This is a genomic window from Bradyrhizobium sp. I71, from assembly GCF_022354745.1.
GTDB lineage: Bacteria > Pseudomonadota > Alphaproteobacteria > Rhizobiales > Xanthobacteraceae > Bradyrhizobium > Bradyrhizobium liaoningense.
The window spans coordinates 3,575,809-3,597,478 of record NZ_CP059398.1; the positions used below are offsets into that span (position 1 = coordinate 3,575,809).

Annotated in this window: 19 protein-coding genes; 10 read left to right on the forward strand and 9 right to left on the reverse strand. The window is 66.0% G+C overall.

The window, feature by feature from the left end:
- Positions 1-63 precede the first annotated feature (63 nt).
- A complete protein-coding gene (locus FJV43_RS17360) occupies positions 64-1,509 on the reverse strand; it encodes a TAXI family TRAP transporter solute-binding subunit (protein WP_239628800.1) in 1,446 nt (481 codons plus the stop codon).
- Positions 1,510-1,664: 155 nt separating this feature from the next.
- On the opposite strand from FJV43_RS17360, the gene FJV43_RS17365 reads away from it, so the two are divergent.
- Together FJV43_RS17365 and FJV43_RS17370 are read left to right on the forward strand one after the other, a co-directional pair.
- Positions 1,665-1,955: a 4a-hydroxytetrahydrobiopterin dehydratase gene (locus FJV43_RS17365; protein ID WP_239628801.1), complete on the forward strand. Its 291-nt coding sequence runs from the start codon at positions 1,665-1,667 to the stop codon at positions 1,953-1,955.
- Positions 1,956-2,066: 111 nt separating this feature from the next.
- Positions 2,067-2,453 carry a YkvA family protein gene (locus FJV43_RS17370; RefSeq protein ID WP_239628802.1) on the forward strand — a complete coding sequence of 129 codons (387 nt, stop codon included), beginning with the start codon at positions 2,067-2,069 and terminating at the stop codon, positions 2,451-2,453.
- Positions 2,454-2,686: 233 nt separating this feature from the next.
- On the opposite strand, the gene FJV43_RS17375 is transcribed toward FJV43_RS17370, so the two are convergent.
- Positions 2,687-3,661, reverse strand: coding sequence for an NADPH:quinone oxidoreductase family protein (locus FJV43_RS17375; protein WP_061880125.1), 975 nt, complete (start codon positions 3,659-3,661; stop codon positions 2,687-2,689).
- A gap of 221 nt (positions 3,662-3,882) precedes the next feature.
- Between FJV43_RS17375 and FJV43_RS17380 the strand changes: the two genes are divergently transcribed.
- The 7 genes from FJV43_RS17380 (at position 3,883) to FJV43_RS17410 (ending at position 11,724) form a co-directional block, all read left to right on the forward strand.
- On the forward strand, positions 3,883-4,722 hold the full coding sequence (locus FJV43_RS17380; RefSeq protein ID WP_239628803.1) for an SDR family oxidoreductase: 840 nt from the start codon (positions 3,883-3,885) through the stop codon (positions 4,720-4,722).
- Between the two features lie 116 nt (positions 4,723-4,838).
- Positions 4,839-5,516 carry an invasion associated locus B family protein gene (locus FJV43_RS17385; RefSeq protein WP_239628804.1) on the forward strand — a complete coding sequence of 226 codons (678 nt, stop codon included), beginning with the start codon at positions 4,839-4,841 and terminating at the stop codon, positions 5,514-5,516.
- Between the two features lie 200 nt (positions 5,517-5,716).
- On the forward strand, positions 5,717-6,919 hold the full coding sequence (gene rlmN / locus FJV43_RS17390; protein ID WP_239628806.1) for a 23S rRNA (adenine(2503)-C(2))-methyltransferase RlmN: 1,203 nt from the start codon (positions 5,717-5,719) through the stop codon (positions 6,917-6,919).
- 130 nt (positions 6,920-7,049) lie between these two features.
- On the forward strand, positions 7,050-7,544 hold the full coding sequence (locus tag FJV43_RS17395; protein ID WP_239628807.1) for a hypothetical protein: 495 nt from the start codon (positions 7,050-7,052) through the stop codon (positions 7,542-7,544).
- Positions 7,545-7,641: 97 nt separating this feature from the next.
- Entirely contained in the window at positions 7,642-8,418 is a 777-nt protein-coding gene (locus FJV43_RS17400) for a phosphatase PAP2 family protein (protein WP_239628809.1), read from the forward strand.
- Between the two features lie 93 nt (positions 8,419-8,511).
- Positions 8,512-9,849, forward strand: coding sequence for an argininosuccinate synthase (argG, locus tag FJV43_RS17405; RefSeq protein ID WP_239628813.1), 1,338 nt, complete (start codon positions 8,512-8,514; stop codon positions 9,847-9,849).
- Positions 9,850-9,966: 117 nt separating this feature from the next.
- Positions 9,967-11,724: an alkaline phosphatase gene (locus FJV43_RS17410; protein ID WP_239628815.1), complete on the forward strand. Its 1,758-nt coding sequence runs from the start codon at positions 9,967-9,969 to the stop codon at positions 11,722-11,724.
- A gap of 97 nt (positions 11,725-11,821) precedes the next feature.
- On the opposite strand, the gene FJV43_RS17415 is transcribed toward FJV43_RS17410, so the two are convergent.
- Positions 11,822-12,442, reverse strand: a complete 621-nt coding sequence (locus FJV43_RS17415) for a TetR/AcrR family transcriptional regulator (protein ID WP_239628817.1) — start codon at positions 12,440-12,442, stop codon at positions 11,822-11,824.
- Between the two features lie 230 nt (positions 12,443-12,672).
- Between FJV43_RS17415 and FJV43_RS17420 the strand changes: the two genes are divergently transcribed.
- Complete coding sequence (locus FJV43_RS17420) at positions 12,673-13,629, forward strand: homocysteine S-methyltransferase family protein (RefSeq protein WP_239628819.1); 957 nt, start codon at positions 12,673-12,675, stop codon at positions 13,627-13,629.
- Positions 13,630-13,688: 59 nt separating this feature from the next.
- Here FJV43_RS17420 and FJV43_RS17425 read toward each other — a convergent pair whose 3' ends face one another.
- From FJV43_RS17425 to FJV43_RS17450, 6 genes are all read right to left on the reverse strand, one after another.
- Complete coding sequence (locus tag FJV43_RS17425; protein ID WP_239628820.1) at positions 13,689-15,893, reverse strand: OmpA family protein; 2,205 nt, start codon at positions 15,891-15,893, stop codon at positions 13,689-13,691.
- 188 nt (positions 15,894-16,081) lie between these two features.
- A complete protein-coding gene (locus tag FJV43_RS17430; protein ID WP_239628822.1) occupies positions 16,082-16,324 on the reverse strand; it encodes a hypothetical protein in 243 nt (80 codons plus the stop codon).
- Positions 16,324-16,809, reverse strand: a complete 486-nt coding sequence (locus FJV43_RS17435; RefSeq protein ID WP_239628824.1) for a pyridoxamine 5'-phosphate oxidase family protein — start codon at positions 16,807-16,809, stop codon at positions 16,324-16,326. The genes FJV43_RS17430 and FJV43_RS17435 overlap by 1 nt, the downstream gene beginning before the upstream one ends.
- 65 nt (positions 16,810-16,874) lie before the next feature.
- Positions 16,875-17,261: a VOC family protein gene (locus FJV43_RS17440; protein WP_239628825.1), complete on the reverse strand. Its 387-nt coding sequence runs from the start codon at positions 17,259-17,261 to the stop codon at positions 16,875-16,877.
- Positions 17,262-17,441: 180 nt separating this feature from the next.
- Positions 17,442-19,388, reverse strand: a complete 1,947-nt coding sequence (locus FJV43_RS17445) for an ABC transporter ATP-binding protein/permease (protein ID WP_239628827.1) — start codon at positions 19,386-19,388, stop codon at positions 17,442-17,444.
- Between the two features lie 54 nt (positions 19,389-19,442).
- Complete coding sequence (locus tag FJV43_RS17450) at positions 19,443-21,596, reverse strand: hybrid sensor histidine kinase/response regulator (RefSeq protein WP_239628829.1); 2,154 nt, start codon at positions 21,594-21,596, stop codon at positions 19,443-19,445.
- Positions 21,597-21,670: the final 74 nt, after the last annotated feature.

Consider the following 21,670-nt stretch of genomic DNA (forward strand, 5'->3'; position numbering starts at 1 on the left):
CCCCGGAATGACAGTGGGAGCTATATTGAGACAATGTGACGCAGTCATTACGCCGGCAAGCGCCTACGCGTTGCCGGCGGCCCTGAACTGCGCGCCGGCGCGCTGCAGGTTCTGCGGCAGGCTCATCAGCAATGCCTTGCGGTCGGCGACCGCAGAGTGGAACTGGTCGAGCGCGATGTTGAAGGCGGTGAGTGCGCCTTCCTCGATCGCGCCGTGATCGTAGCAGCGCAGCGTATCGCGCAGGATGTCGTCAGCCTCGGTCTGCATCTGGTCGAGCTCTTCGGCCGTCTCGCACTTGCGCGCAGCGGCGATCATGTCGAGCAGGCGTTCGCGCTGATGATTGTTGCTGTCGCGCTCGTCCTTCTTCAGGTATCCGGCGAACCAGGCGCCGATCGAGCCCATGGCGGAAAGCGCCATCAGGCTCCACCAGATGTAGTCGCTGTATTTGTCGAGGAAGGTCTTTTCCTCGCCGTCGACGAAGGCCGCCGCGCCGGGATGCACCGGGATCACCGCATCCTTGTCGGTATCAGGCGTTTCGATCTTCGCCGCGAGCGGAAATTCCGTGACCAGTTGCTGGCGAACGGCGAAGAGCTGGCGCGTGAACGCCGCAATGGTGGTTTCGGCCACGCCTTTGCGCGCCACGATGTGGTGCGAGAAGCTGATGGTCTTCACCTCGTCCTCCGGGCGGGCAGGCGAGCCACCATAGGTGCCGGCGGGAATCTCGGACGCTTCGTAGACCGGATGGTTTTGCGCGATCGCATCCGCAGAATCGATCGCAAGGAAGGTGGGCGCGCCGAAATCCTTGGTGGAGGCGGCGATCGCATCCGACGTGATCTTGCTGTTGACGGGGCCCGCCGCGAGATAGACGTCGGCCTTCTGCGCCTTGATCGCCTCGGCGGCTTCGTTCGCCGGGAATTGCACGATCTCGACCTTGGCGGGATCGATGCCGTACTGCTGGAGGATCACCTTGAGCAGATTGACGTTGGCCTGGGTGCGGCCGACCACGCCGACGCGATGGCCGGCGAGCTGCGAGATCTTGGTGATTTTCGCGCCCCGCTTCTTGCCTTTGCCCGGGACGGACCACAGCACCACGACGTTCTTGCGCAGGGTCGCGACCGCTTGCGCGTTCTTGGGCACGTCGACGTCGCCGCGCACGATGGCGAGATCGACCTTGCCTTCCGCGAGCGCGTCGGCGCTCGCCGTGGCGCCGTCGGTCTGGAACGGCCGCAGCCGTACCTGAGCCTTGGTCTGGGTGAAGGCCTGCGTCAGCGCCTGCACGACCTTGATGTCATCGCTGTTGGCAGGGCCGACCGCGATCTTGAGCGTCACCGGACGCATCGCGAAGTAGTAGCCGCCGGCGACCGCGCCCACGATCGCAAGCACGAGTGCCAGAGACACGAGCGCCGTCTTCCGCGCCGCCGATCGCGGCGAAGGCGGAGGGGGCGCTTCGGCCAGGTCCAATCCCCCGGTCATCGATCTCCCAAACAGGCGCTTCAGGCTCAGTTTCATCTTGGCCGGCGATCTACCATTGCAATTGTAGCAAATTTCCTTGTCCGGCGGGGTTACATCTCCGTCATGGTTAGCGGACGCAGGAAATCCCGTATGAACCCGGGCGGCGGCGCGGTGTTAGAGTAAAGATCCCCCCAAAAGGCAAGGAGACGATCATGGCAGAACGGCTCTCGGCGGAGGAGCGCAGGCAGGCGCTGGGCGGACTACCGGGCTGGAGTGAGGTCCAAGGCCGCGACGCCATCGGGAAAATCTTTGTCTTCAGGGATTTCAACGAGGCGTTCGGCTTCATGACCCGCGCCGCGCTGGTGGCCGAGAAGATGGATCACCACCCCGAATGGCGCAACGTCTACAAGACGGTGGAGGTGGTGTTGTCGACCCACGACGCCGGCGGCGTCACCACGCGCGACATCGCGCTGGCCAAGGCGATGAACGCGATCGCAGGCTGACACTTGACGGATACTTGGCTGACGTCTTGCAGGGATCGGCCGCATCCCCATCTTGTGATCAGCCGGGACGGGACGACCCTCCGCCTCCGGCAGAACGGGGAGTTTTTGAGCATGGCTGCCGAGCACAGCGTCGGCTTCGAGCCGGCCGATCGGCTCGCGGAAGATCGCGAGAGCGTGCGCCGCCGCTTCTGGCGCAAGCTGAAGCGTGTCGCCGCGCACCTGCCGTTCGCGGAAGACCTGCTTGCCGCCTATTACTGCGCGTTCGACCGGCAGACGCCGCGCCACGTCCAGGCCTCGCTGCTCGGGGCGATCGCCTACTTCATCCTGCCGTTCGACTTCGTCGCCGACGTGATGCCGATGCTCGGCTTCGCCGATGACGCTGCCGTGCTCGCCACTGCCATCCGCATGGTCGCCGGCCACATCACGAACGAGCATCGCGAGGCCGCCCGCGCCGCGCTGCGGCGTGGGGTGGATGAGATGGAAGAAGAGGCTGCGTAGCGGGATTCACACGCACCGCTGTCATTCCCCGCGACCCGGCTACGCCAAGGCTTCGCCGGGGTTGAGGTCCAGGGGCGCCGAAGCTTTAGCGTAGGCGGCAAGCGGGGAATCCAGTACGCCGCGGCCTTTCTGTTCAATCGCTACCGTCTCGGAATACTGGATCGCCCGCCTGCGCGGGTGACGACAGTTGGGTATGTGGCGATGGCGTCGCGACACCATTCGCCACGACATCCTCACGGATGCAGGATCACCTTGCCCATGGCCTGGCGTCCCGCGAGCACCTTCAGCGCGTCCGCAGTCTGGGCCAGCGGGAAGGTGCGGTCGACATGCGATGAGATCTTTCCCTCCGCCGTCCACTTCACGAGCTTCTCCAGATTGGCGCGGTTCTTGGCCGGGTTGAGTCTCGTCCAGGCGCCCCAGAACACGCCGCGAATGTCGCAGCCCTTCAGCAGCGCGAGGTTCAGCGGCATCTTGGGGATGTCGCCGGCGGCAAAGCCGATGACGAGGAAGCGACCCTCCCAGGCGATCGAGCGCAGCGCCTGCTCGGCGTAAGCGCCACCAACCGGATCGAAGATGATGTCGACGCCCTTGCCGCCGGTGAGCTTGCGCAGGCCTTCCTTCAGATCTTCCTTGCCGTAGTTCAGCGTCAGCTCGGCGCCATGCGCTTTCGCGAATTCGAGCTTCTCGTCCGACGAGGCGCAGGCGATCACCTTCAGGCCCATCAGCTTGCCGAGCTCGCAGGCTGCGAGGCCGGTGCCGCCGGCCGCGCCGAGCACTGCGAGCGTTTCGCCGGGCTTCGGGCTCGCGCGGTCCTCCAGCGCATGCAGCGCGGTGCCGTAGATGATGATGATGCCGGCCGCGCGGTCGTAGTCGAGATTGTCGGGGATCTTCACGATCGATGCCGCCGGCAGCGCGATCTTCTCGCGCGCGCCGTTGTGGCCGCAGGATGCGACGACGCGGTCGCCGACTTTCAGATCGGTCACGCCGGGGCCGATGCTCTCGATCACGCCGGCGACTTCCGCAGCCGGAGAGAACGGGAACGGCGGCTTGATCTGGTACTTGCCCTGAATCATCAGGATGTCGAAGAAGTTCAGCGCCGCCGCCTTGATCGCGATCACGGCTTCGCCGGGACCGGCCACCGGATCCGGCACCTCGGCCAGAACGAGATCGTCGGGCTGGCAATATTGCGAGCAGAGGATGGCTTTCATGGCGGCACCTGAAGCGTTTCGAGTGGAATTATAGTTGACCTGTTTCTGCCGGATTTAGGCACGGGCGACAATCCGGTTTCTTTGCCCAAAGCGATGCACAGCCCTATCCTCGCGCCATTGCGAGCGCAGCGATGCAATCCAGACTATTTCCGCGGGACGGACTCTGGATTTGCTTCGCTGCGCTCGCAACGACGAAATCCACGGAGATGGGGATTCAAACGATGTTTGAAACAAACCTGCTCAAGAACAAGCGCATCCTCGTCACCGGCGGCGGCTCGGGCCTTGGCGCGGCGATGGGCCGTCGCTTCCTCGCGCTCGGCGCAGAGATCGTGATTTGCGGCCGCAAGCTCGACCGGCTGGAAGCAACCGCGCGCGAGATGCGCGAGCAGACGGATGGCAAGGTCACGACGATCAGCTGCGATATTCGCGATGGCGCAGCCGTCGACGGCATGATGGATCAGATCTGGCGCGAGGCGCCGCTCGACATCCTCGTCAACAATGCTGCCGCGACCTTCATCGCACAGAGCGAGCATCTCTCCTTCCGCGCCGCGGATGCGATCCTGGCGCCGACGCTGCATGGCGCGATGTATTGCACGCTCGCCGCCGGCAGGCGCTGGATCGACGGCACGCATGGCGGCGTCGTGCTGTCGATCCTCTCGACCTCCACCATCACCGGCCGCGCCTTCACGGTTCCGTCGGCGATGGCGAAGTCCGCCCTGCTGGCGATGACCAAGAGCCTTGCGGTGGAGTGGGGCCCGAAGGGCATCCGCACCGTCGCGATCGCGCCCGGTCCGTTTCCGACCGCCGGGGCGTCCGGGCAGCTCCGCCCCGAGGGCCGCGACGAAAGCTGGACCGCACGCAACCCGCTGGGGCGGACCGGCGAGCACAGCGAGCTTGCCGATCTCGCCAGCTTTCTGGTCTCCGACCGCGCCGGCTACATCAATGGTGAAATGGTGGTGATCGACGGTGGCGCGCATTTGCGCAGTTCCGGCGCCGAGGATTTGCTCGGCTGGACCGAGGCGCAATGGGCCGAGCAACGCGCCGCGCGATCCAGGGCCTAGCCCAGCCGATACCGCTAACTGCCTTCCCAAATTGGACTTTCCCGGCTATGCGTGCCCGGGGACAAAGCGCGATCGGGCCATCTTCCAGTCACAATATTGAGGGAACCACTCCGAGCATGTGGCGGGTGCTGATTTTAGCTTTGATGACTGGCGTCATGGCCGGGGGAATCGCCGATTCCGCGCGGGCGCAGACGGCGCAACCGGCGCCCAAGGCCGGACCAAAAGAGTCTGCTCCAAAAGAGGCGACACCGAAGCCGGCTGCGTCGCCGGCCCATACGACGGCAAAGGGGGCTTCGAAGCCCGAGAGCAAACCGGCGGCCTCGCCCGCCGCGGTTGCGGGTGGCGCCGAGCCGACCTTGATCGGGCAGTTCGGCACTTGGGGGGCCTATGCGGCCACCCCCAATGGCAAGAAGGTCTGCTTCGCGCTGGCCAAGCCTTCGTCGTCGAAGACCAATCCGCCGAACCGGCCGCGTGATCCCGCCTATGCGTTCGTCTCGACCCGGCCGGCGGAAAAGGTCAACAACGAAGTCTCGGTCATGATCGGCTACGCGCTGAAGCCGGGCTCGGAATCGACCGTCGAGGTCGGCGGCGCCTCTTTCGCGATGTACACGCAGGGCGACGGCCTCTGGATCAAGAACGCGGCCGAGGAGGAGCGGATGGTCGAAGCCATGCGCAAATCCGCCGACCTCGTGGTCAAGGGGGTCTCGGCCAAGGGCACGGAGACGACCGACACGTTCTCGCTGAAGGGCCTCGCCCAGGCGCTCGACAAGATCGCGCAGGATTGCAAGCGGTAAGGGCGCAAGCGTTAAGGCTGCCGGCGATGAGGTCGCAATCGGCCGGTCCGATTGCTATATAGGGGCGGTTCCAGATTTTCGGTCGTCATGGCCGGGCTTGACCCGGCCATCCACGCGCAACCGCGATTGACGAAAGACGTGGTTGCCCGGGTCAAGCCCGGGCATGACGAACTCAAACAGCAGTAGTCCAGGTCCCATCAATGCAACCGACGACCGAGCCGCACACCGCAACCCTGGTGGAGAAGACTCCGCTCGAAACCTATGTGCCGCCGGCCAAGCCGTCGCTGATCGGTCTGTCGCGCACCGAGCTTGCCGACCGCCTCGGCGAGATCGGCGTCGCTCCGGCCCAGCGCAAGATGCGCGTGCAGCAGCTGTGGCACTGGATCTATTTCCGGGGCGCCCAGAACTTCGACGAGATGACGTCGATCTCGAAGGGCATCCGTGCCGAGCTCGCGCAGCATTTCACGGTCGACCGTCCCGAGGTCGTGGCCGAGCAGATCTCCAACGACGGCACCCGCAAATGGCTGCTCCGTTTGCCGAGCGGCGACAATGTTCAGAAGGCGCATGAAGTCGAGTGCGTCTACATCCCCGAGACCGATCGCGGCACGCTTTGCGTCTCCTCGCAGGTCGGCTGCACCTTGAATTGCTCGTTCTGTCACACCGGCACGCAGCGCCTGGTGCGCAACCTCACCGCCGGCGAAATCGTCGGGCAGGTGATGGTCGCGCGCGATCGCCTCAACGACTGGGCCGATCGCGAGGACGGCACGCGCCGCGTCACCAACATCGTGATGATGGGCATGGGCGAGCCGCTCTACAATTTCGACGCGGTGCGCGACGCGCTTCTCATCGTCGGCGACAATGAAGGCATCGGCATCTCCCGCCGCCGCATCACGCTGTCCACCTCGGGCGTCGTGCCGAACATCGTGCGTGCCGGCGAGGAGATCGGCGTCATGCTCGCGATCTCGCTGCACGCGGTGCGCGACGAGCTGCGCAACGAGCTGGTGCCGCTCAACCGCAAATATCCGATCAAGGAGCTGCTGCAGGCCTGCCGCGACTATCCCGGCGCCTCGAACGCGCGCCGCATCACCTTCGAATATGTGATGCTCAAGGGCGTCAACGATTCGCTCGACGATGCGAAGCTGCTGGTGAAGATGCTCAAGGGCATTCCGGCCAAGATCAACCTGATCCCGTTCAATCCCTGGCCCGGCACCGCCTATGAATGCTCGGACTGGGACCAGATCGAGAAGTTCTCCGAATACATCTTCAACGCCGGCTATTCCTCGCCCGTGCGCACCCCGCGCGGCCGCGACATCCTCGCCGCCTGCGGCCAGCTCAAGTCGGAGACCGAGAAGCTCAGTGCACGCGAACGTCAGGCGCTCCGCGCCATGGCGATGACGGATTGAGGATGCGTGCCCGCGCTCTCGCATTCCCGTCATTGCGAGCGAAGCGAAGCAATCCAGAGCCTTTCCGCGGCGGCAGTCTGGATTGCTTCGTCGCTACGCTGCTCGCAATGACGGGTGAGTGTGGCTTAGCATGTCCCTGATCGGCCGCCTCATCGTCATCTTCATCGGCTTCCTCGCCGCCTGCTTCGTCGGCGGCATGATCGTCGTCGTCGCGCTGCTGTTTCCGGAGTTCGCCGATCTCGGCGCCGGTCCCGTCGATCAGGGCACGATCGACATCCTGCTTGGCTTCGGCTTCATCTTCGTCTCCGGCTTTGCGCTGGTGCCGGCAGCGGTGATCGTCGCGATCACCGAAGCGCTCTACATCCGCAGCGCGCTCGCCTACGCCGTCGGCGGCGGCGTCGTGGGGCTCGTCTGCTATCTCGGCCTCGTTCCCTTTCATCCCGACACGTTCCAGTTCGAGGGCATCGTGCGCCGTCACCTGGAGATCATGACCGGCGCGGGCATCGTCGCCGGCGTGGTCTACTGGCTGATCGCCGGCCGCAATGCCGGCGCCTGGCGCGATCCGCCGCCCGCGCGCCGTCCGCCTCCGCCACTGCCTTCACAGTCGCGGCCGGATGCGCGCTAGTTTTGCGCCTGTCATTCCGGGATGGTCCCGTAGGCACCGCCCCGGAATGACGGGCGCGGGGTTTTCATCTCCTTCCCTCTCCGCTAAACCGCGCGCCATGAACCGGACTGGACTCTTCATCGCCCTGGCGCTGTGGCTCGTGATCGGCGTCGTCTTCGGCCTCTATCCCGAGCTCGATCTCAAGCTCGCCGCGCTGTTCTTCGATCCCGAGACCAGGACGTTTCCGCTCAAGCTGAACGGCTGGGCCAGCTTCGCACGTGACGCTGCGATGTGGGTCGCCTGGGCATTCGTGCTGCCATCGCTGGTCGCACTCGTGGTCAAGATGATCCGGCCGGACCGGCCGCTGATGGTCTCGGGCCGCGCGATGGTGTTCCTGCTGGTCACGATCATCCTGTCGGCCGGCATCCTCACCAACCTCACCTTCAAGACCTATTGGGGCCGGCCACGCCCGGTGGTGGTGACCGAGTTTGCCGGCGACCAGCAATTCGTGCCGTGGTGGGATCCGCGCGGCGGCTGCGCGCGCAACTGCTCGTTCTTCTCCGGCGAAGGGGCGACGGCATTCTGGACGCTCGCGCCGGCTGCGCTGGCGCCGCCGCCGTGGCGGCCGCTCGCCTATGCCGCCGCCGTGGTGTTCGGCGCCTTGACCAGCGGGCTGCGCATGGCCTTCGGCGGCCACTTCTTCACCGACGTTTCCATCGCCGGCCTCGTCACCTTCGTCGTGATCTGGTTCGCCTACGCGCTGATTTACCGCTGGCCGCGGACGCGGTTTTCGGACGAGGCGGTCGGTGCCGCCCTGACCCGGCTGAGCATGCCCGGCTACCGGCTCCGCCAGCGCCTGTTCGGCCGCAAGACCGGTCCCGAGACGTCGGTTTAGGCCATTAAAGGGGTGCCGAGCCCTGCGAAATTTGATATTCGCGCGGTCAAGTTCGAAACGTTCATCAGCCCTTGAGACCCGATTGGAAGCCCCATGACCACGATCCTGAAAAGCCTGCCCAAGGGCGAGAAAGTCGGCATCGCGTTTTCGGGCGGCCTCGACACCAGCGCGGCGCTGCTCTGGATGAAGCAGAAGGGCGCGCGCTGCTACGCCTACACCGCCAATCTCGGCCAGCCTGACGAGGCCGACTACAACGAGATCCCGCGCAAGGCGATGGAGTTCGGCGCCGAGAAGGCGCGCCTGGTCGATTGCCGCACGCAGCTGGTCCATGAGGGCATCGCCGCGATCCAGTCCGGCGCCTTCCACATCTCCACCGGCGGCATCACCTATTTCAACACCACGCCTCTGGGGCGCGCGGTGACCGGCACCATGCTGGTTGCGGCGATGAAGGAGGACGGCGTCAACATCTGGGGCGACGGCTCGACCTTCAAGGGCAACGATATCGAGCGCTTCTACCGCTACGGCCTGCTCACCAATCCCGGCCTGAAGATCTACAAGCCCTGGCTCGACCAGCAGTTCATCGACGAGCTCGGCGGCCGCGCCGAGATGTCGGCGTTCATGACCGCCCAGGGCTTTGCCTACAAGATGAGCGCCGAGAAGGCGTATTCGACCGACAGCAACCTGCTCGGCGCCACGCACGAGGCCAAGGATCTCGAGAGCCTCGATTGCGGCATCAAGATCGTCAACCCGATCATGGGCGTGCCGTTCTGGCGCGACGACTGCAACGTCAAGGCCGAGAAGGTCGTGGTGCGGTTCGAGGAAGGCCAGCCCACGGCGCTGAACGGCCAGACCTTCTCTGATCCCGTCGCGCTGTTCCTCGAAGCCAACGCCATCGGCGGCCGCCACGGCCTCGGCATGAGCGACCAGATCGAGAACCGCATCATCGAGGCGAAAAGCCGCGGCATCTACGAAGCGCCCGGCATGGCGCTCCTCCACATCGCCTATGAGCGCCTCGTCACCGGCATCCATAACGAGGACACCATCGAGCAGTACCGCATCAGCGGCATGCGCCTCGGCCGGCTGCTCTATCAGGGCCGCTGGTTCGACTCGCAGGCCCTCATGCTGCGCGAGACCGCGCAGCGCTGGGTCGCGCGCGCCGTCACCGGCGAGGTCACGCTGGAGCTGCGCCGCGGTAACGACTATTCGATCCTCAACACCGAGAGCCCCAACCTCACCTATGCGCCGGAGCGGCTCAGCATGGAGAAGGTGGAGGACGCCGCCTTCACGCCGGCCGACCGCATCGGCCAGCTCACCATGCGCAACCTCGATATCGCCGACACCCGCACCAAGCTGAAGCTCTACAGCGACACCGGCCTGCTGTCGGGCAGCGAAGGCTCGCAGATCTTCCGCCTGGAGAGCGACAAGGGGTGACGTCTTCGTAGCTCGGATTTATCGCCGTGAATCCGGGGCTACGAATTTAATGACGGTGTCATTCTCGATCGCTACGCTTGCCGTTCCTGTCGGAAACCGGATTGCGGAGCATCGAGCATGGTCAGGGGATCGGCACTCGCCTCTCTCATCGTCCTCTGTTGGACATCGTCGCTGTCGGCGCAGACGATCTATCCGATCGATCGTGCCGAGATCCTGGCCGGAGCCAAATTCGACTTCAAGGTCGAGCTTCCCGGGCCGGTCGATCCCGCCAAGTTGAAGGTGACGGTGAACGGCGCGGATTACGCGACCGCGTTCGGCCGTGCCGGAACCTTCATCGACCGCGAGGACGGCAAGGATCAGTCGGCCCTGATCCTGCGCGACGTCACGCTGACCACGCCAGGCAACGTCGTTGTCGACGTGAGCGACGGCATGGGCCAGCACAGCGTCACATGGACGGTCTACGATACGGGGCCGCGCAAGGCGAAGAACGTCATCCTGTTCATCGGCGATGGCATGTCGCCGGCGCACCGTGTCGCAGCCCGAATCCTGTCCAAGGGGATTTCGGAGGGCAAGAGCCGCGGCAAGATGGCCATCGACGACATGCCTCACATGGCGCTGGTGGCAACCGCAGGCTCGGATTCGATCATCACCGATTCCGCGAACGCGGCGAGCGCCTATGCGACCGGGCACAAGAGCGCCGTCAACGCCCTGGGCGTCTATGCGGACCGCACCGCAAGTCCGTTCGACGATCCCCGCGTCGAAACCATCACCAGCCTTGCCAGGAGGCGGCACGGCATGGCGATCGGCGTCGTCACCAACACCGAGATCGAAGACGCGACGCCGGCGGCGATGGTTGCGCACACGCGCCGCCGTGCCGCCTACGACGAGATCGTCGAGCAGTTCTTTGCGGCGAAGCCGGACGTCCTGATGGGCGGCGGCAGCGCGAATTTTCTGCCGAAGTCGGCCGCCGGCTCGAAACGCAAGGACGAGACCGATTACATCGCCAAGTTCCGCGATGCAGGCTATCAGGTGGCGACCACCGCGAGCGAGCTCGGCGCTCTCTCGGCCAAGCCCGAGACGGCCAGGCTGCTCGGCCTGTTCGCCACGGGCAACATGGACGGTGTGCTCGACCGCAAGTTCCTGAAGGGCGGCGGCGTCAAGAAATTTCCCGAGCAGCCCGACCTGACCGAGCAGGTGCAGGCGGCGCTGCAACTGCTGTCGCGGAATGAGGCCGGCTTCTTCCTGATGGTCGAATCCGGAATGATCGACAAATATGCGCATCTGCTCGACATGGAGCGCGCCGTCTACGACACGATCATGCTCGACAATGCGGTGCGCCAGACGCGTGAATGGGCGCGGGCGCGCGGCGACGACACCCTCATCCTGGTGCTGGCGGACCACAATCATCCCAACAGCCTCGTCGGCACGGTGAATGACGACATGGCCACCACGCCCAACGTTCCCTTGCGCGAGCGCGTCGGCGTCTACGATCGGGCTGGATTTCCCAATTATCCGGCGCCGGATGCGGAAGGTTATCCGGCACGCATCGACGTCAGCCGGCGGCTGGCCATCTTCTCCGCCAGTCTGCCCGATCACTACGAGACGTTCCGTCCGAAGCTGGACAGTCCCAACGAGCCGACCGTCAAGGCCGGCGCCGACGGGACCTTCAAGGCCAACGACAAATACAAGGACGTCCCGGGCGCGGTGCTGCGCCCCGGCAATCTTTCGGCGATGATCGGCGCCAGCGTGCATTCGGGCGAGGACGTCATCCTGACCGCCACCGGACCGGGCAGCGAGCGCGTGCACGGCTCGATGGACAACACCGAAGTGTTCCGTGTCATGGCCGATGCGTTGGGATTGGCTGCCGGGCAATGATGCAGAGGTTCGATTGCGAACCGCGATCCGGTTGCACTCCACCCACAAACGGCGCAGCAAGGCGGTCCGCACCCGGCTCGCTCACGTCACATGCATTTCACGATGAGGGAGGCGGCGCGAAGACCAGCTTCACACAGCTGCGGAAAAGCAGGATCTGCCGCTCCAGCCGCTTCGGGTCGTTGAGCGTCTTCGACATGATGATCGCGCCGTCGACCACGCACGAGATCATCTCGGCGAGATCGTCAAGGTCGATCGGCTCACGCGGCGGATGGACCGCTGCGATGCCGTCGAGGATCGCGCGGAAATGCGCATTCCAGGCCCGGACCGATTGCGCCGTCAGGTCGCGAACCTCGCGGTCGAACAGGCGCTCCTGATAGCAGATGCTGGCGATCAGGCACCCGGGATGGCCGTTGGGCAGATCGGCCATGACCTCCGCCAGCAGCTTCAGCGAGATCAGGAACGATTGTAAGGGATCGTCCGAGAGCTCACGCCCTCGCTGGAAGATCTCCTCGAACAGGCGATCGTTCGTCTCCACATAGCGGCGCAGCATCTCCCGCGCGAGCGCGTTCTTGTCCCTGAAGTGATAGAAGAATCCGCTCTTGGTCAGTCCGGCCTCGGCGATGACCTCGTCGATCGAGGTTGCGCCGAAGCCCTTCGCGAGCACCGCCGCTTCCGCGATCTCGAGAATGCGTTCGCGCGTCGCTTCGCCCTTTCCCATCGATCCCTCCAAAACCGTACCAACGGTGTGGAATCCGCCGCGTGCGAAATCCGCGCCGCTCCCGGCGCTCCGCGTAAGCCTCTGATTTTGTATCCGTTTGCAGGTGTAGGTTCAGCCGCACCATCAGACTTCTAGAGCGGCGCGACATTATGCGGCACCACTCGCGCGAGACCGAAGGCGCCGCGACGCGACCGAAGTGGAGCGGCTGGCGCCAAGCGAAGGAGCGATCAATGGCCAAATACAGACACGATCTGCCGCAGCACCGCGGTGGCATCTACTTGACCGATGGCGGCATGGAAACCACCCTGATCTTCCACCAAGGGCTGGAGCTGCCGCACTTCGCGGCATTCGTGCTGCTGGACAGCGCGGATGGCCGCGCGCATCTGAAGCGGTACTACGAAGCCTATCTCCGCATCGCGCGGCAGCATGGACTCGGCTTCGTGCTCGACAGCCCGACCTGGCGCGCCAACCCAGATTGGGGCGCCAAGCTCGGCTACGATGCGGCCGGGCTCAAGGCCGTCAACATGGGCGCCATTCGCTTTCTCGACGAATTGCGTAGCACATGGGAATCGCCTCGCACGCCATGCGTGATCAACGGCGCGATCGGTCCGCGCGGCGACGGCTACAAGGCCGGCAACATGGACGCGGCGGAGGCGGAAGCCTACCACTCGGCCCAGATCGCAGCCTTCGCCGAGGCGGGCGCCGACATGGTGACTGCGTTTACGCTGAACAGCATCAACGAAGCCGTCGGCGTGGTGCGTGCAGCCAAGACGCAGGAAATTCCGGTCGCGATCTCCTTCACGGTCGAGACCGATGGCCGCCTCGTCAGGGGCGAGTCGTTGCGCGAGGCGATCGAAGCGGTCGACGACGCAACGGACCGTGCTTGCGAATATTTCCTGATCAATTGCGCGCATCCGACCCATTTTGACGGCGCACTCGCGGCCGGCGAATCGTGGGTCCAGCGCATCCACGGCATCAGGGCCAACGCGTCGATCAAGAGCCATGCCGAGCTCGACGAGTCGGAGACGCTCGACAGCGGCGATCCCGTCGATCTCGGCCGCCGTTACCTCTCGCTCAGGCGGGCGTTTCCGCAGATGCGGATTCTCGGCGGCTGTTGCGGTACCGATCACCGGCACGTTGCCGCCGTTTGCGAGGCCTGCCTGCCGCCAGAAGCGATGAGTGCGTAATACCTGCAAAATGAAATGGCCGGGATCGCTCCCGGCCATTTGCGTTTGTGGCTTGTGCCTCAGCGCGGCGGCGCGGTGCCGGGCGGGGGCGGCGGCAGCGAGGCCTGGCCGCCATTGAGCAGCGGCGTGATGCGGCGGACCGTGACGCGCCGGTTGATCACGCTCGGTCCTTGCGTCTGTTCCTTCAAGTACTGCTCGCCGTAGCCTTGCGACGTCAGGTTCTCCGCCGGGACACCGAACTGCTGCGTCAGCAGTTCGGCCGCGGACTGCGCACGACGGTCCGACAGTGACAGATTGTCGACCTCGTTGCCGACCGCGTCGGTGTGCCCCTCGATCAGGAACACCTCGCGCGGGTTGCGCTGGATCGCACGGTTGAGGCCGTCGGCGATAGCTTGCAACCGGGCCGCCTGGTCCGGTGGGATGGTCCACGATCCCGTCTCGAAGTTGATCGTGTTGACGTCGATGCTCGGCATCTGCATGCGAACATTGGGGCTGTAGCGGATTTCGTCGAGCGAGTAGCGCCGATCGATCCGCTGCACCGGTGGTGCCTCCATGGTCTCGTAGATCAAGTCCGGCGACGCCTCCTGGGCATCGACGATGTAGCGATCATAGGGCATGTTCACGACCGGCGGCGGCGCGTCGACATAGAAGCCGCCGACCGATCGCGGATCGCGGTAGGTGTTGTCGATGATGATGACCTCGCGCCCGGCGGGGTCCCTGCGGATGCGCCGCATCAGCCGGCCGTCGGTTCCGACCACCGTGATGATCTCGCTGCCGTCGGGACGGATCACGACGGTGCGGGTTTCGCCGCCGACGGTGTCGGTGCGGATGTCGCGGGCCCCGTAGCGGAAGCGATAGAGATCGTTGCCGCGGACATAGGCCTGCCCGCCCGGATCGCGGACGATGATGCGGTCCGGCTCGGTGTAGACGGTGCGGCCGCCTTCGATGGTCTCGCGGCGCTGGTTATGGAGATCGGCGATGGTGGCACCGATCACGGCGCCGGCCACGACGCCCGCACCGATCGCGAGCGGCGTGAGGTCACGCTGCGGCGGACGCGGCGGCGGCGGCAGCGGTGCAGCAACCGTGGGAGCGGCCCGGAACGCGGGCGTCACCGTGGGCGGGGCGTATTGCGCCCTGTTCGGCGGCGGTGCGGCGGCCGGCGTGCCGGGAACGACCGTCGGCGCCGCAGCGCCGGCCGGAGGCGCCGGTGGGCGAGCCGGAGCGCCGGCTTGCGGTGACGCGGGCGGAGTGCCGGCAGCGGGTGCGCCCGCAGGCGGCGTACCACCTTGAGGGCCGGGCGTCGGTGTCACTGTGCCGGGGGTCGGCGTCGCGGCTGGGGCCGGGGTTGCGCCGGGTGCAGGCGTCGGCGCGGTCCCGGGACGTGCGGGCGGTGTCGTCGGAGTGACGCCACCTGGTGCCGGCGTGGCCGCTGGAGCGGGCGTGGCACCGGGAGCAGGCGATCCTGCAGCTGGGGGCGTGCCGGGACGCACGCCGGGCGGCGTCGCGCCGGGGGCCGGGGTCGCAGTCGGTGCGGGTGTGGTCGCCGGGGCAGGTGCGCCCGGGCGAGCCGTGGGCGCCGCGGTCGGAGCAGGGGGTGTTGCCGTGGGCGTCGGCGCGGGCCGTGCCGAAGGAGCCGCTGGAGGAGGCGGTGGCGGCGGAGTCGGGCGAGCCGCAGGCGGCGGCGGTGTGGGCGCGTGTTGCGGAGCCGCGGCGGGAGGCGGCGAAGGCTGCTTCGGCGCGGCAGGCGGCGGTGCTGGCGGCGTGGGAGCCGGGCGCGCGGCAGGCGGTGTCGGAGCATGCTGCTGCGGAGCCGCAGCCGGAGGCGGCGCAGGCTGCTTTGGAGCGGCCGGCGGCGGCGGGGGCGGCGGAGGTGCCGGACGGGCCGCAGGTGGAGGCGGAGGCGGTGGCGCCGGACGGGCCGCAGGTGGAGGCGGAGGCGGTGGCGCCGGACGGGCCGCCGGTGGAGGAGGTGGCGGTGGCGGCGCAGCCGGACGCGGCGGTGCGGCTGCCGGCGGAGGCGCGGCGGGCGGGTGGGGCGGTGCAGCCGCGGGCGGCGGTGCCGCCGGGCGAGCGGGCGCTGCAGGCGGAGCCGCTGTCGGCGGTCCCTTCGGCGGCTGCTTCGGTTTTCCGTCAGGGCCCGTCTCTTGAGGCTGGGCCTGCGCGACCACGAGCGGCGAAGCGTCTTGCGCATGCGATGCGGTGTTTGCCAATTGCATCGCGGTCAGAGCCGTCGTCGCAAGCAGCACGAAACGAAGGTTGGTCATGGTGGTGAACTTCCCCGGAAGGTTCTTTGACGAAGTGTCGGGATGAACATCTACGCGTTAGGCCGCATTGTGGCAGGCGATGCAGCCGCAGCCCGATTTATTTCTGCATGCAAATCATTTCACTATGGCGACGTTCATTGCGCATTCAGACGCTGGTTGCAATCGCCTTGCATGTGATGGGTCGCGCCTCATGCGTAGTCCTGCGGCGAACTTAAGTCCGTCGCAGGATTTGGCGTGAGCGGCCCATTCGGACCGCGCGATGGAATCTCTTCGGGCATGCGGCCCGGCAATTCGTCGGGGCGCGGTGATTCGCCTGGCTCGCGAACCGGCGGTGTGATCTCGGGTTGCGGATTGCCAGGGGGAATTCCGGGCGGCGGTTCTGTTGGCGTGCCGGGTGTCGACGGCGGAATCTCGGGCGGTTCGATCGGCATCACATCGAGACCTTGCGGTTCTCGCCGATGTCCGGACGTGTGTTCGTGACGGCCGCGGCCGCCATCTTCACGTAGGAGATCACCGTCCCCGGCGAGTCCCAGAATTCGGCGTCGTCAGGTGTGACCTCGAGCACGCGGATGTTGGGATCTTCCGCAGAGTCCCACCATGCCTTGGCCGGCGTCGAGAACAGCTCCTTGATCTTGGCACGGTCGTTGGAAACGACGGCAGTGCCGGTCAGCGACACATATTTCTGGCTGCCGGCATCCGCGAACGACAGGTTGACGGATGGACTGCGTGCGATTTCCTCATCCTTGTGACGCCGTGCATCGGTCAGGAAAAAAATCGTGTTCGCGTCGCGGTCGAGACGGGCGCTCATCGGCCGCGCGCGGAGCTTGTTGCCGTCGCGCGTGACCAGCATCGCGAATCCGATTTTCTGCATCAGATCCCAGACCCGATCGACGTCGCCGGCATTGTCGTTGGCCATGTCGTGCTCCTTTTTGCAAGGAACGATAACGGCCTGCCTGGAACGATGTTCCTGCCGAATCCTTCCTATTCCGGCGCGTGGCAGACGGCCTCGATATTGTGGCCGTCAGGGTCGAGCACGAACGCGCCGTAGTAGTTCGGATGGTAATGCGGGCGGATGCCGGGCGAACCGTTGTCGCGGCCGCCGGCCACGATTGCGGCCTTGTAGAAGGCGTCGACCGTGGCGCGGTCCTTGGCGCGAATGGCGACATGCACCGGCTTGTTCATGGCGCCTTCGCCGCCGATCCAGAAATCGGGCTTGCCCTCGGCGCCGAAGCCTGCGGCGGAAGCGTGGCCGGTCTGCTCGGCCGTGACCTCCATGACCAGGCCGTAGCCGAGCGGCGCCAGCGCCGTCGTGTAGAACGCCTTCGCGCGTTCATAGTCGGAGACCGAGATACCCAGATGGTCGATCATGGCAACCTCCCTTGTTTGTCCCTATCAGCATGACAGGAATGTATTGCGTCGGGTCTTGCGCGTCATCGCTCTTGAGCGAATGTGGCGCGAGATGCCCACTCCAAGTCTTCGCCAAATTGCTCCCTTTGGGTATGGGCCCCGGATCGGCGCGCGCTTGTCCGGGACGACGGAGAGAGAGTGCTACGCCGCCCTCTTGCGTTGCCTCAGGAAGCGGCCAAGCAGCTTGCGCTTGCCTTTGCGCGGGATCAGGTCGATGTCGCTGACGAGCTTGGCGCCGCCCTTGCGCCGCTCCAGCACGATCTTGCGGCTGTGGAAGGCCTCCAGCTCGGCGCGATGCGCGACGCTGACGATCGTCGCCTTCGGCAGCGCGTCGGTGATCATCTTCATCATCTTGTCCTGGCTCTTCTCATCGAGCGCCGAGGTCGCCTCATCGAGCACGACGATGTCGGGATTGTGCAGCAGCAGCCGCGCGAAGGCGAGGCGCTGCTTCTCGCCGCCGGACAGCGTCTGGTCCCAGGGTCCTTCCTCTTCGATCTTCTCCTTGAGATGATCGAGCCCGACCTTGTGAAGGGCTTCGCCGATCTCCTCGACGGTCCAGTGGTCGGCCGCGCCTGGATAGGCGACCGCCCGCCGCAAGGAGCCCGAGGGGACGTAAGGCCGCTGCGGCAGCATGAACAGCCGGCGATCGACATGGAAATTGACGCTGCCGCCGCCCCATGGCCATAGGCCTGCGATGGCGCGCACCAGTGTGCTCTTGCCGGTGCCGGATTCGCCGGCGACCAGCAGTCGTTCGCCGGGCTCGACCACGACCTCGGTCTCGCCGACCACGGCGGTGCCGTCGTCGAGCGTGACGGAGAGGTCCTTCAGCTCCAGCATGGCGTCGTTGCGCGTCTCGCCCCGCTTGATGCGGCCAAGGCCATCGCCCTGCTCGGCGCGTTCGAGGCCGTCGAGCGACATCATCAGCGAGGCGATGCGGCGCGCACAGGCGTTCCAATCTGCCAGCCGGGGATAATTGTCGACCAGCCAGCCGAATGCGCTCTGCACGATGGTGAAGGCGGAGGCCGCCTGCATCACCTGCCCCAGCGTCATGCTGCCGTCGAGGAATTTTGGCGCGCACAGCAGCAGCGGCACCACCGGCGCAACCAGGCTCGATCCCTGCGACACCAGCGTGGTGCGCATGTGCTGGCCGGCGAGTCGCGCCCATTGCCGCAGCACGCGGGTGAAATTGCGATCGATGCCGTCGCGCTCCTCCTCCTCGCCGCCGAGCAGCGCGATGCTCTCGCCGTTCTCGCGCACGCGCGTCAGCGTATAGCGGAAATCGGCTTCGGCCTGGTTCTTGCCCTCGGAGACCTGGACGAAGCGCCGGCCGATCACCACGATCGAGCTGGATGCGATCGCGGCGTAGAGGATCGCGGCGATCACGAGGAAGCCGGGGATGGTGATGGCCGAGCCGCCGAGCGTGACGGTGAGCGCGCCGCCGATGGTCCAGAGCACGACGATGAAGGTCGCGGCCGACAGCAGTGCGGACGTCACGCCGGCGAGGAAATCGACCGGGGAGTCGGTCGCAATCCGCAGATCCTCGGCGATGCGGTATTCGGGATTCTTGTGGTCGCCGCCGACGAGATTGAGCTGATAGTAGCGCCCGTTCTTGAGCCATCGCGTCAGCACGCTCGCAGTGAGCCAGGCGCGCCAACGTCGCTGGATACCCATCCGCGCGAACACCTGCGCCACTGCGAGCACGATGCTGCCGATAGCGAGCGGGAAGAACACCATCGTGAGATGGAAGACACTCGCCGCATCGCGCTTCTCGATCGCGTCGAAGATCGCGCGATTCCAGACATTGATGCCGTATTGGAAGCCAACCGTCAGCACGATCAGCAGGCCGAGACCGATCGAGAACGGCCAGGCCAGGCGGTCGCCGTTGCGGCCCCAGAAGCCGCGGGCGCTAATCCAGAACCGGGTCAGCAGATAATCCTTGCGGGCCTGCTCGGCTTCCTCGGGTGAGAGCTCGGGGTCGGGTTCGACCAGCTCGGGCGGGGGCGGTGCCACGTCATCGCCGTTCTCGCCTTTGATTTCCACAATGGGCGGCTTCCTGCCCTGTTCGCGCGTTGTGGCCGGCTTGTGCATGGGCGGACAACGCACAGGGAAATCAATCGGTTCCCTTCGGTTCCGGCCGCCGGATCACTCGGCGGCGCCGTCGCGGACGTGCCGCAGCCGCGCGGCCCGGTGCAGAACGCGCGACAATTCCTCGATCGAATAGGGCTTTTGCACGAGATCGCAGCCGGCCGCGCCCTCTTGTGACAGAGCCTGGCTGTAGCCCGTGGTCAGCACGACCGGCACGGCGATGCTGCGCTCGCGGATCGCCTGTACCAAATCGAGCCCGGTCATCCCGGGCATCACCACGTCCGAGAGCACGACGTCGAAACGATCCGCGTCCACGACGAGCTCGGCAAGCGCATCGGCGGCATTGTCGACCAGCGTGATGCTGTAGCCGAGCTCGGTGAGGCCATCCGCGGCGAAATTGGCAAGCTCGATATTGTCCTCGACCACGAGCACCGACATGCCGGTACCGGCCATTGCCGGCGCAGTGTTGGGCGCCTGGCGTTGCGGCAGCAACTCCGGCGACACGCGCGGCAGATAAAGCGAGAAGGTGCTGCCGTGTCCCACCTCGCTCGTGACGGTCACTTCACCGCCGGACTGCCGGGCGAAGCCGAACACCTGGGACAGGCCGAGACCGGTGCCGTGGCCGATCTGCTTGGTGGTGAAGAACGGCTCGAAGATGCGTCCGAGCCGTGCGGCGGGAATGCCGACACCGGTGTCGCTGACGTTGACGCGGACGAAGCCATGGTTTGCCAAGGTCTGGTTGGCCGAAAGCTTCGCCAGCGTGTCCGGAACGGTCGTTGCGGCCTCGACGCTGAAAACGATCCTGCCATTGCCCCGCATGGCATCGCGCGCGTTGGTGGCCATGTTGATCAGCGCCGTCTCGAACTGGCTGGCATCGGCATTGACGAGGTACGGCTCCGCCGGCAGCCGCATGACGATCTCGATCGCGGGGCCCAGCAGCGTGGCGAGCATGTCGTGCAGCGACTGCACCCGCGCACCGACGTCGAACACCTCCGGCTTCAGGGTCTGGCGCCGCGCAAAGGCGAGCAGCTGCGAGGTCAGCTTGGCCGCGCGCGCCACCGAATCCGCAATGGCCGTGATGTAGCGCTGTCGGCGCTCCTCCGTCAGTTGCGGCCGGTTCAGGAGGTCGACCGACGCGCGGATCACGGTCAGGAGGTTGTTGAAGTCGTGCGCGACGCCGCCGGTGAGCTGCCCGAGCGCCTCCAGGCGCTGGCTGTGCTTGAGCGCCTCCTCGGCCTCGCGCCGCTTTGCAGCTTCCGCCTGAAGGTGCCGGGTGCGCCGCAACGCGAGCGCCAGCAACAGAAACAGAAGCGCGGTGGCGGGAATGCCGAACACCAGGTGCTGGCCCATGGTGGCGAACCAGCGCGCGCGGATCGCCGAGGTCTCGAGCCCGGCGCTGACATAGATCGGATATTCGGCGACACGCCGGTAGGCGATGCGCCGCTCGATGCCGTCCGAGGGCCAGCCGACGGTGATGAGGCCGTGCTCGGGTTGGGCCGCGATCTTCCGGCCCACCGGCCCGGCCGGATCGAGCCGAAACTCGTGGTCAAGGCGGGGAAAATGCGTAAGCATCGCGCCGTCGGCACGTCCCATCGCGAAGAAGCTGCCGGGATCCGATCCAATTCTGGCGTAAAAGCTCTCGAAATATTCCGGCAGCACCGAGGCCTGGATCACGCCGATGAAGCTGCCGTCGTCGGAGTCGCGGCGGCGGCTGACCCCGAAGAAGCGCGCGCCCTGATAGGGTGGCCGTGGCGTCAGGGTCGTGCCGATGAAAGTGCCGATGCTCTGGTCGATGTGGGCATAGAAGTATTCGCGATCGGCAAAGCTGAGGTCCGCCGGCGGCGAGGCAAGGCTGTTGACCAGCGCTTTTCCGTTCGCATCGAAGATCCAGGCCGATTTGAGCTGCGGCAGCGCATCGGTCAGCCGCTTGAGGCGGCGATGCAGTGCCGGTTCTCGCGCGCGGATGATGTCGTCCGGCAAGCCACGCACGACCTCGTTGAGCTCGGCGAGGCTGCGGTCGATGGTCTCGAACACCTTGAGCGCGTGCTCATGAGCGACGTCGACCGTCCGCTCGATCTCACGGTCGGCGATATCCCTGGTGGAGGTGTAGGAGATCGTGGCGGCAACGGCGAAGAGCGCAATCGGCAGCGCCAGGGATGCCGCCATCATCCACTGCAACAGCCTCAGCGAGTTGCGTTGCGCCCTCTGCACAGTCGCTCCAGTCCCTGATCGTGAGCTTAACTGAATTTCGCGCCGGGAAGGAAGTCGGTTGCGATCGTAACCAT

Coding starts and splice junctions, on each gene's coding strand:
- FJV43_RS17445 (WP_239628827.1), bottom strand. CDS start 19,388: ATGCACAAGCCGGCCACAACGCGCGAACAGGGCAGGAAGCCGCCCATT.
- FJV43_RS17380 (WP_239628803.1), top strand. CDS start 3,883: ATGTTTGAAACAAACCTGCTCAAGAACAAGCGCATCCTCGTCACCGGC.
- FJV43_RS17420 (WP_239628819.1), top strand. CDS start 12,673: ATGGCCAAATACAGACACGATCTGCCGCAGCACCGCGGTGGCATCTAC.
- FJV43_RS17360 (WP_239628800.1), bottom strand. CDS start 1,509: ATGAAACTGAGCCTGAAGCGCCTGTTTGGGAGATCGATGACCGGGGGA.
- FJV43_RS17430 (WP_239628822.1), bottom strand. CDS start 16,324: ATGCCGATCGAACCGCCCGAGATTCCGCCGTCGACACCCGGCACGCCA.
- FJV43_RS17385 (WP_239628804.1), top strand. CDS start 4,839: ATGTGGCGGGTGCTGATTTTAGCTTTGATGACTGGCGTCATGGCCGGG.
- FJV43_RS17370 (WP_239628802.1), top strand. CDS start 2,067: ATGGCTGCCGAGCACAGCGTCGGCTTCGAGCCGGCCGATCGGCTCGCG.
- FJV43_RS17395 (WP_239628807.1), top strand. CDS start 7,050: ATGTCCCTGATCGGCCGCCTCATCGTCATCTTCATCGGCTTCCTCGCC.
- FJV43_RS17425 (WP_239628820.1), bottom strand. CDS start 15,893: ATGACCAACCTTCGTTTCGTGCTGCTTGCGACGACGGCTCTGACCGCG.
- argG (WP_239628813.1), top strand. CDS start 8,512: ATGACCACGATCCTGAAAAGCCTGCCCAAGGGCGAGAAAGTCGGCATC.
- FJV43_RS17415 (WP_239628817.1), bottom strand. CDS start 12,442: ATGGGAAAGGGCGAAGCGACGCGCGAACGCATTCTCGAGATCGCGGAA.
- FJV43_RS17365 (WP_239628801.1), top strand. CDS start 1,665: ATGGCAGAACGGCTCTCGGCGGAGGAGCGCAGGCAGGCGCTGGGCGGA.
- FJV43_RS17375 (WP_061880125.1), bottom strand. CDS start 3,661: ATGAAAGCCATCCTCTGCTCGCAATATTGCCAGCCCGACGATCTCGTT.
- FJV43_RS17435 (WP_239628824.1), bottom strand. CDS start 16,809: ATGGCCAACGACAATGCCGGCGACGTCGATCGGGTCTGGGATCTGATG.
- FJV43_RS17440 (WP_239628825.1), bottom strand. CDS start 17,261: ATGATCGACCATCTGGGTATCTCGGTCTCCGACTATGAACGCGCGAAG.
- FJV43_RS17410 (WP_239628815.1), top strand. CDS start 9,967: ATGGTCAGGGGATCGGCACTCGCCTCTCTCATCGTCCTCTGTTGGACA.
- rlmN (WP_239628806.1), top strand. CDS start 5,717: ATGCAACCGACGACCGAGCCGCACACCGCAACCCTGGTGGAGAAGACT.
- FJV43_RS17400 (WP_239628809.1), top strand. CDS start 7,642: ATGAACCGGACTGGACTCTTCATCGCCCTGGCGCTGTGGCTCGTGATC.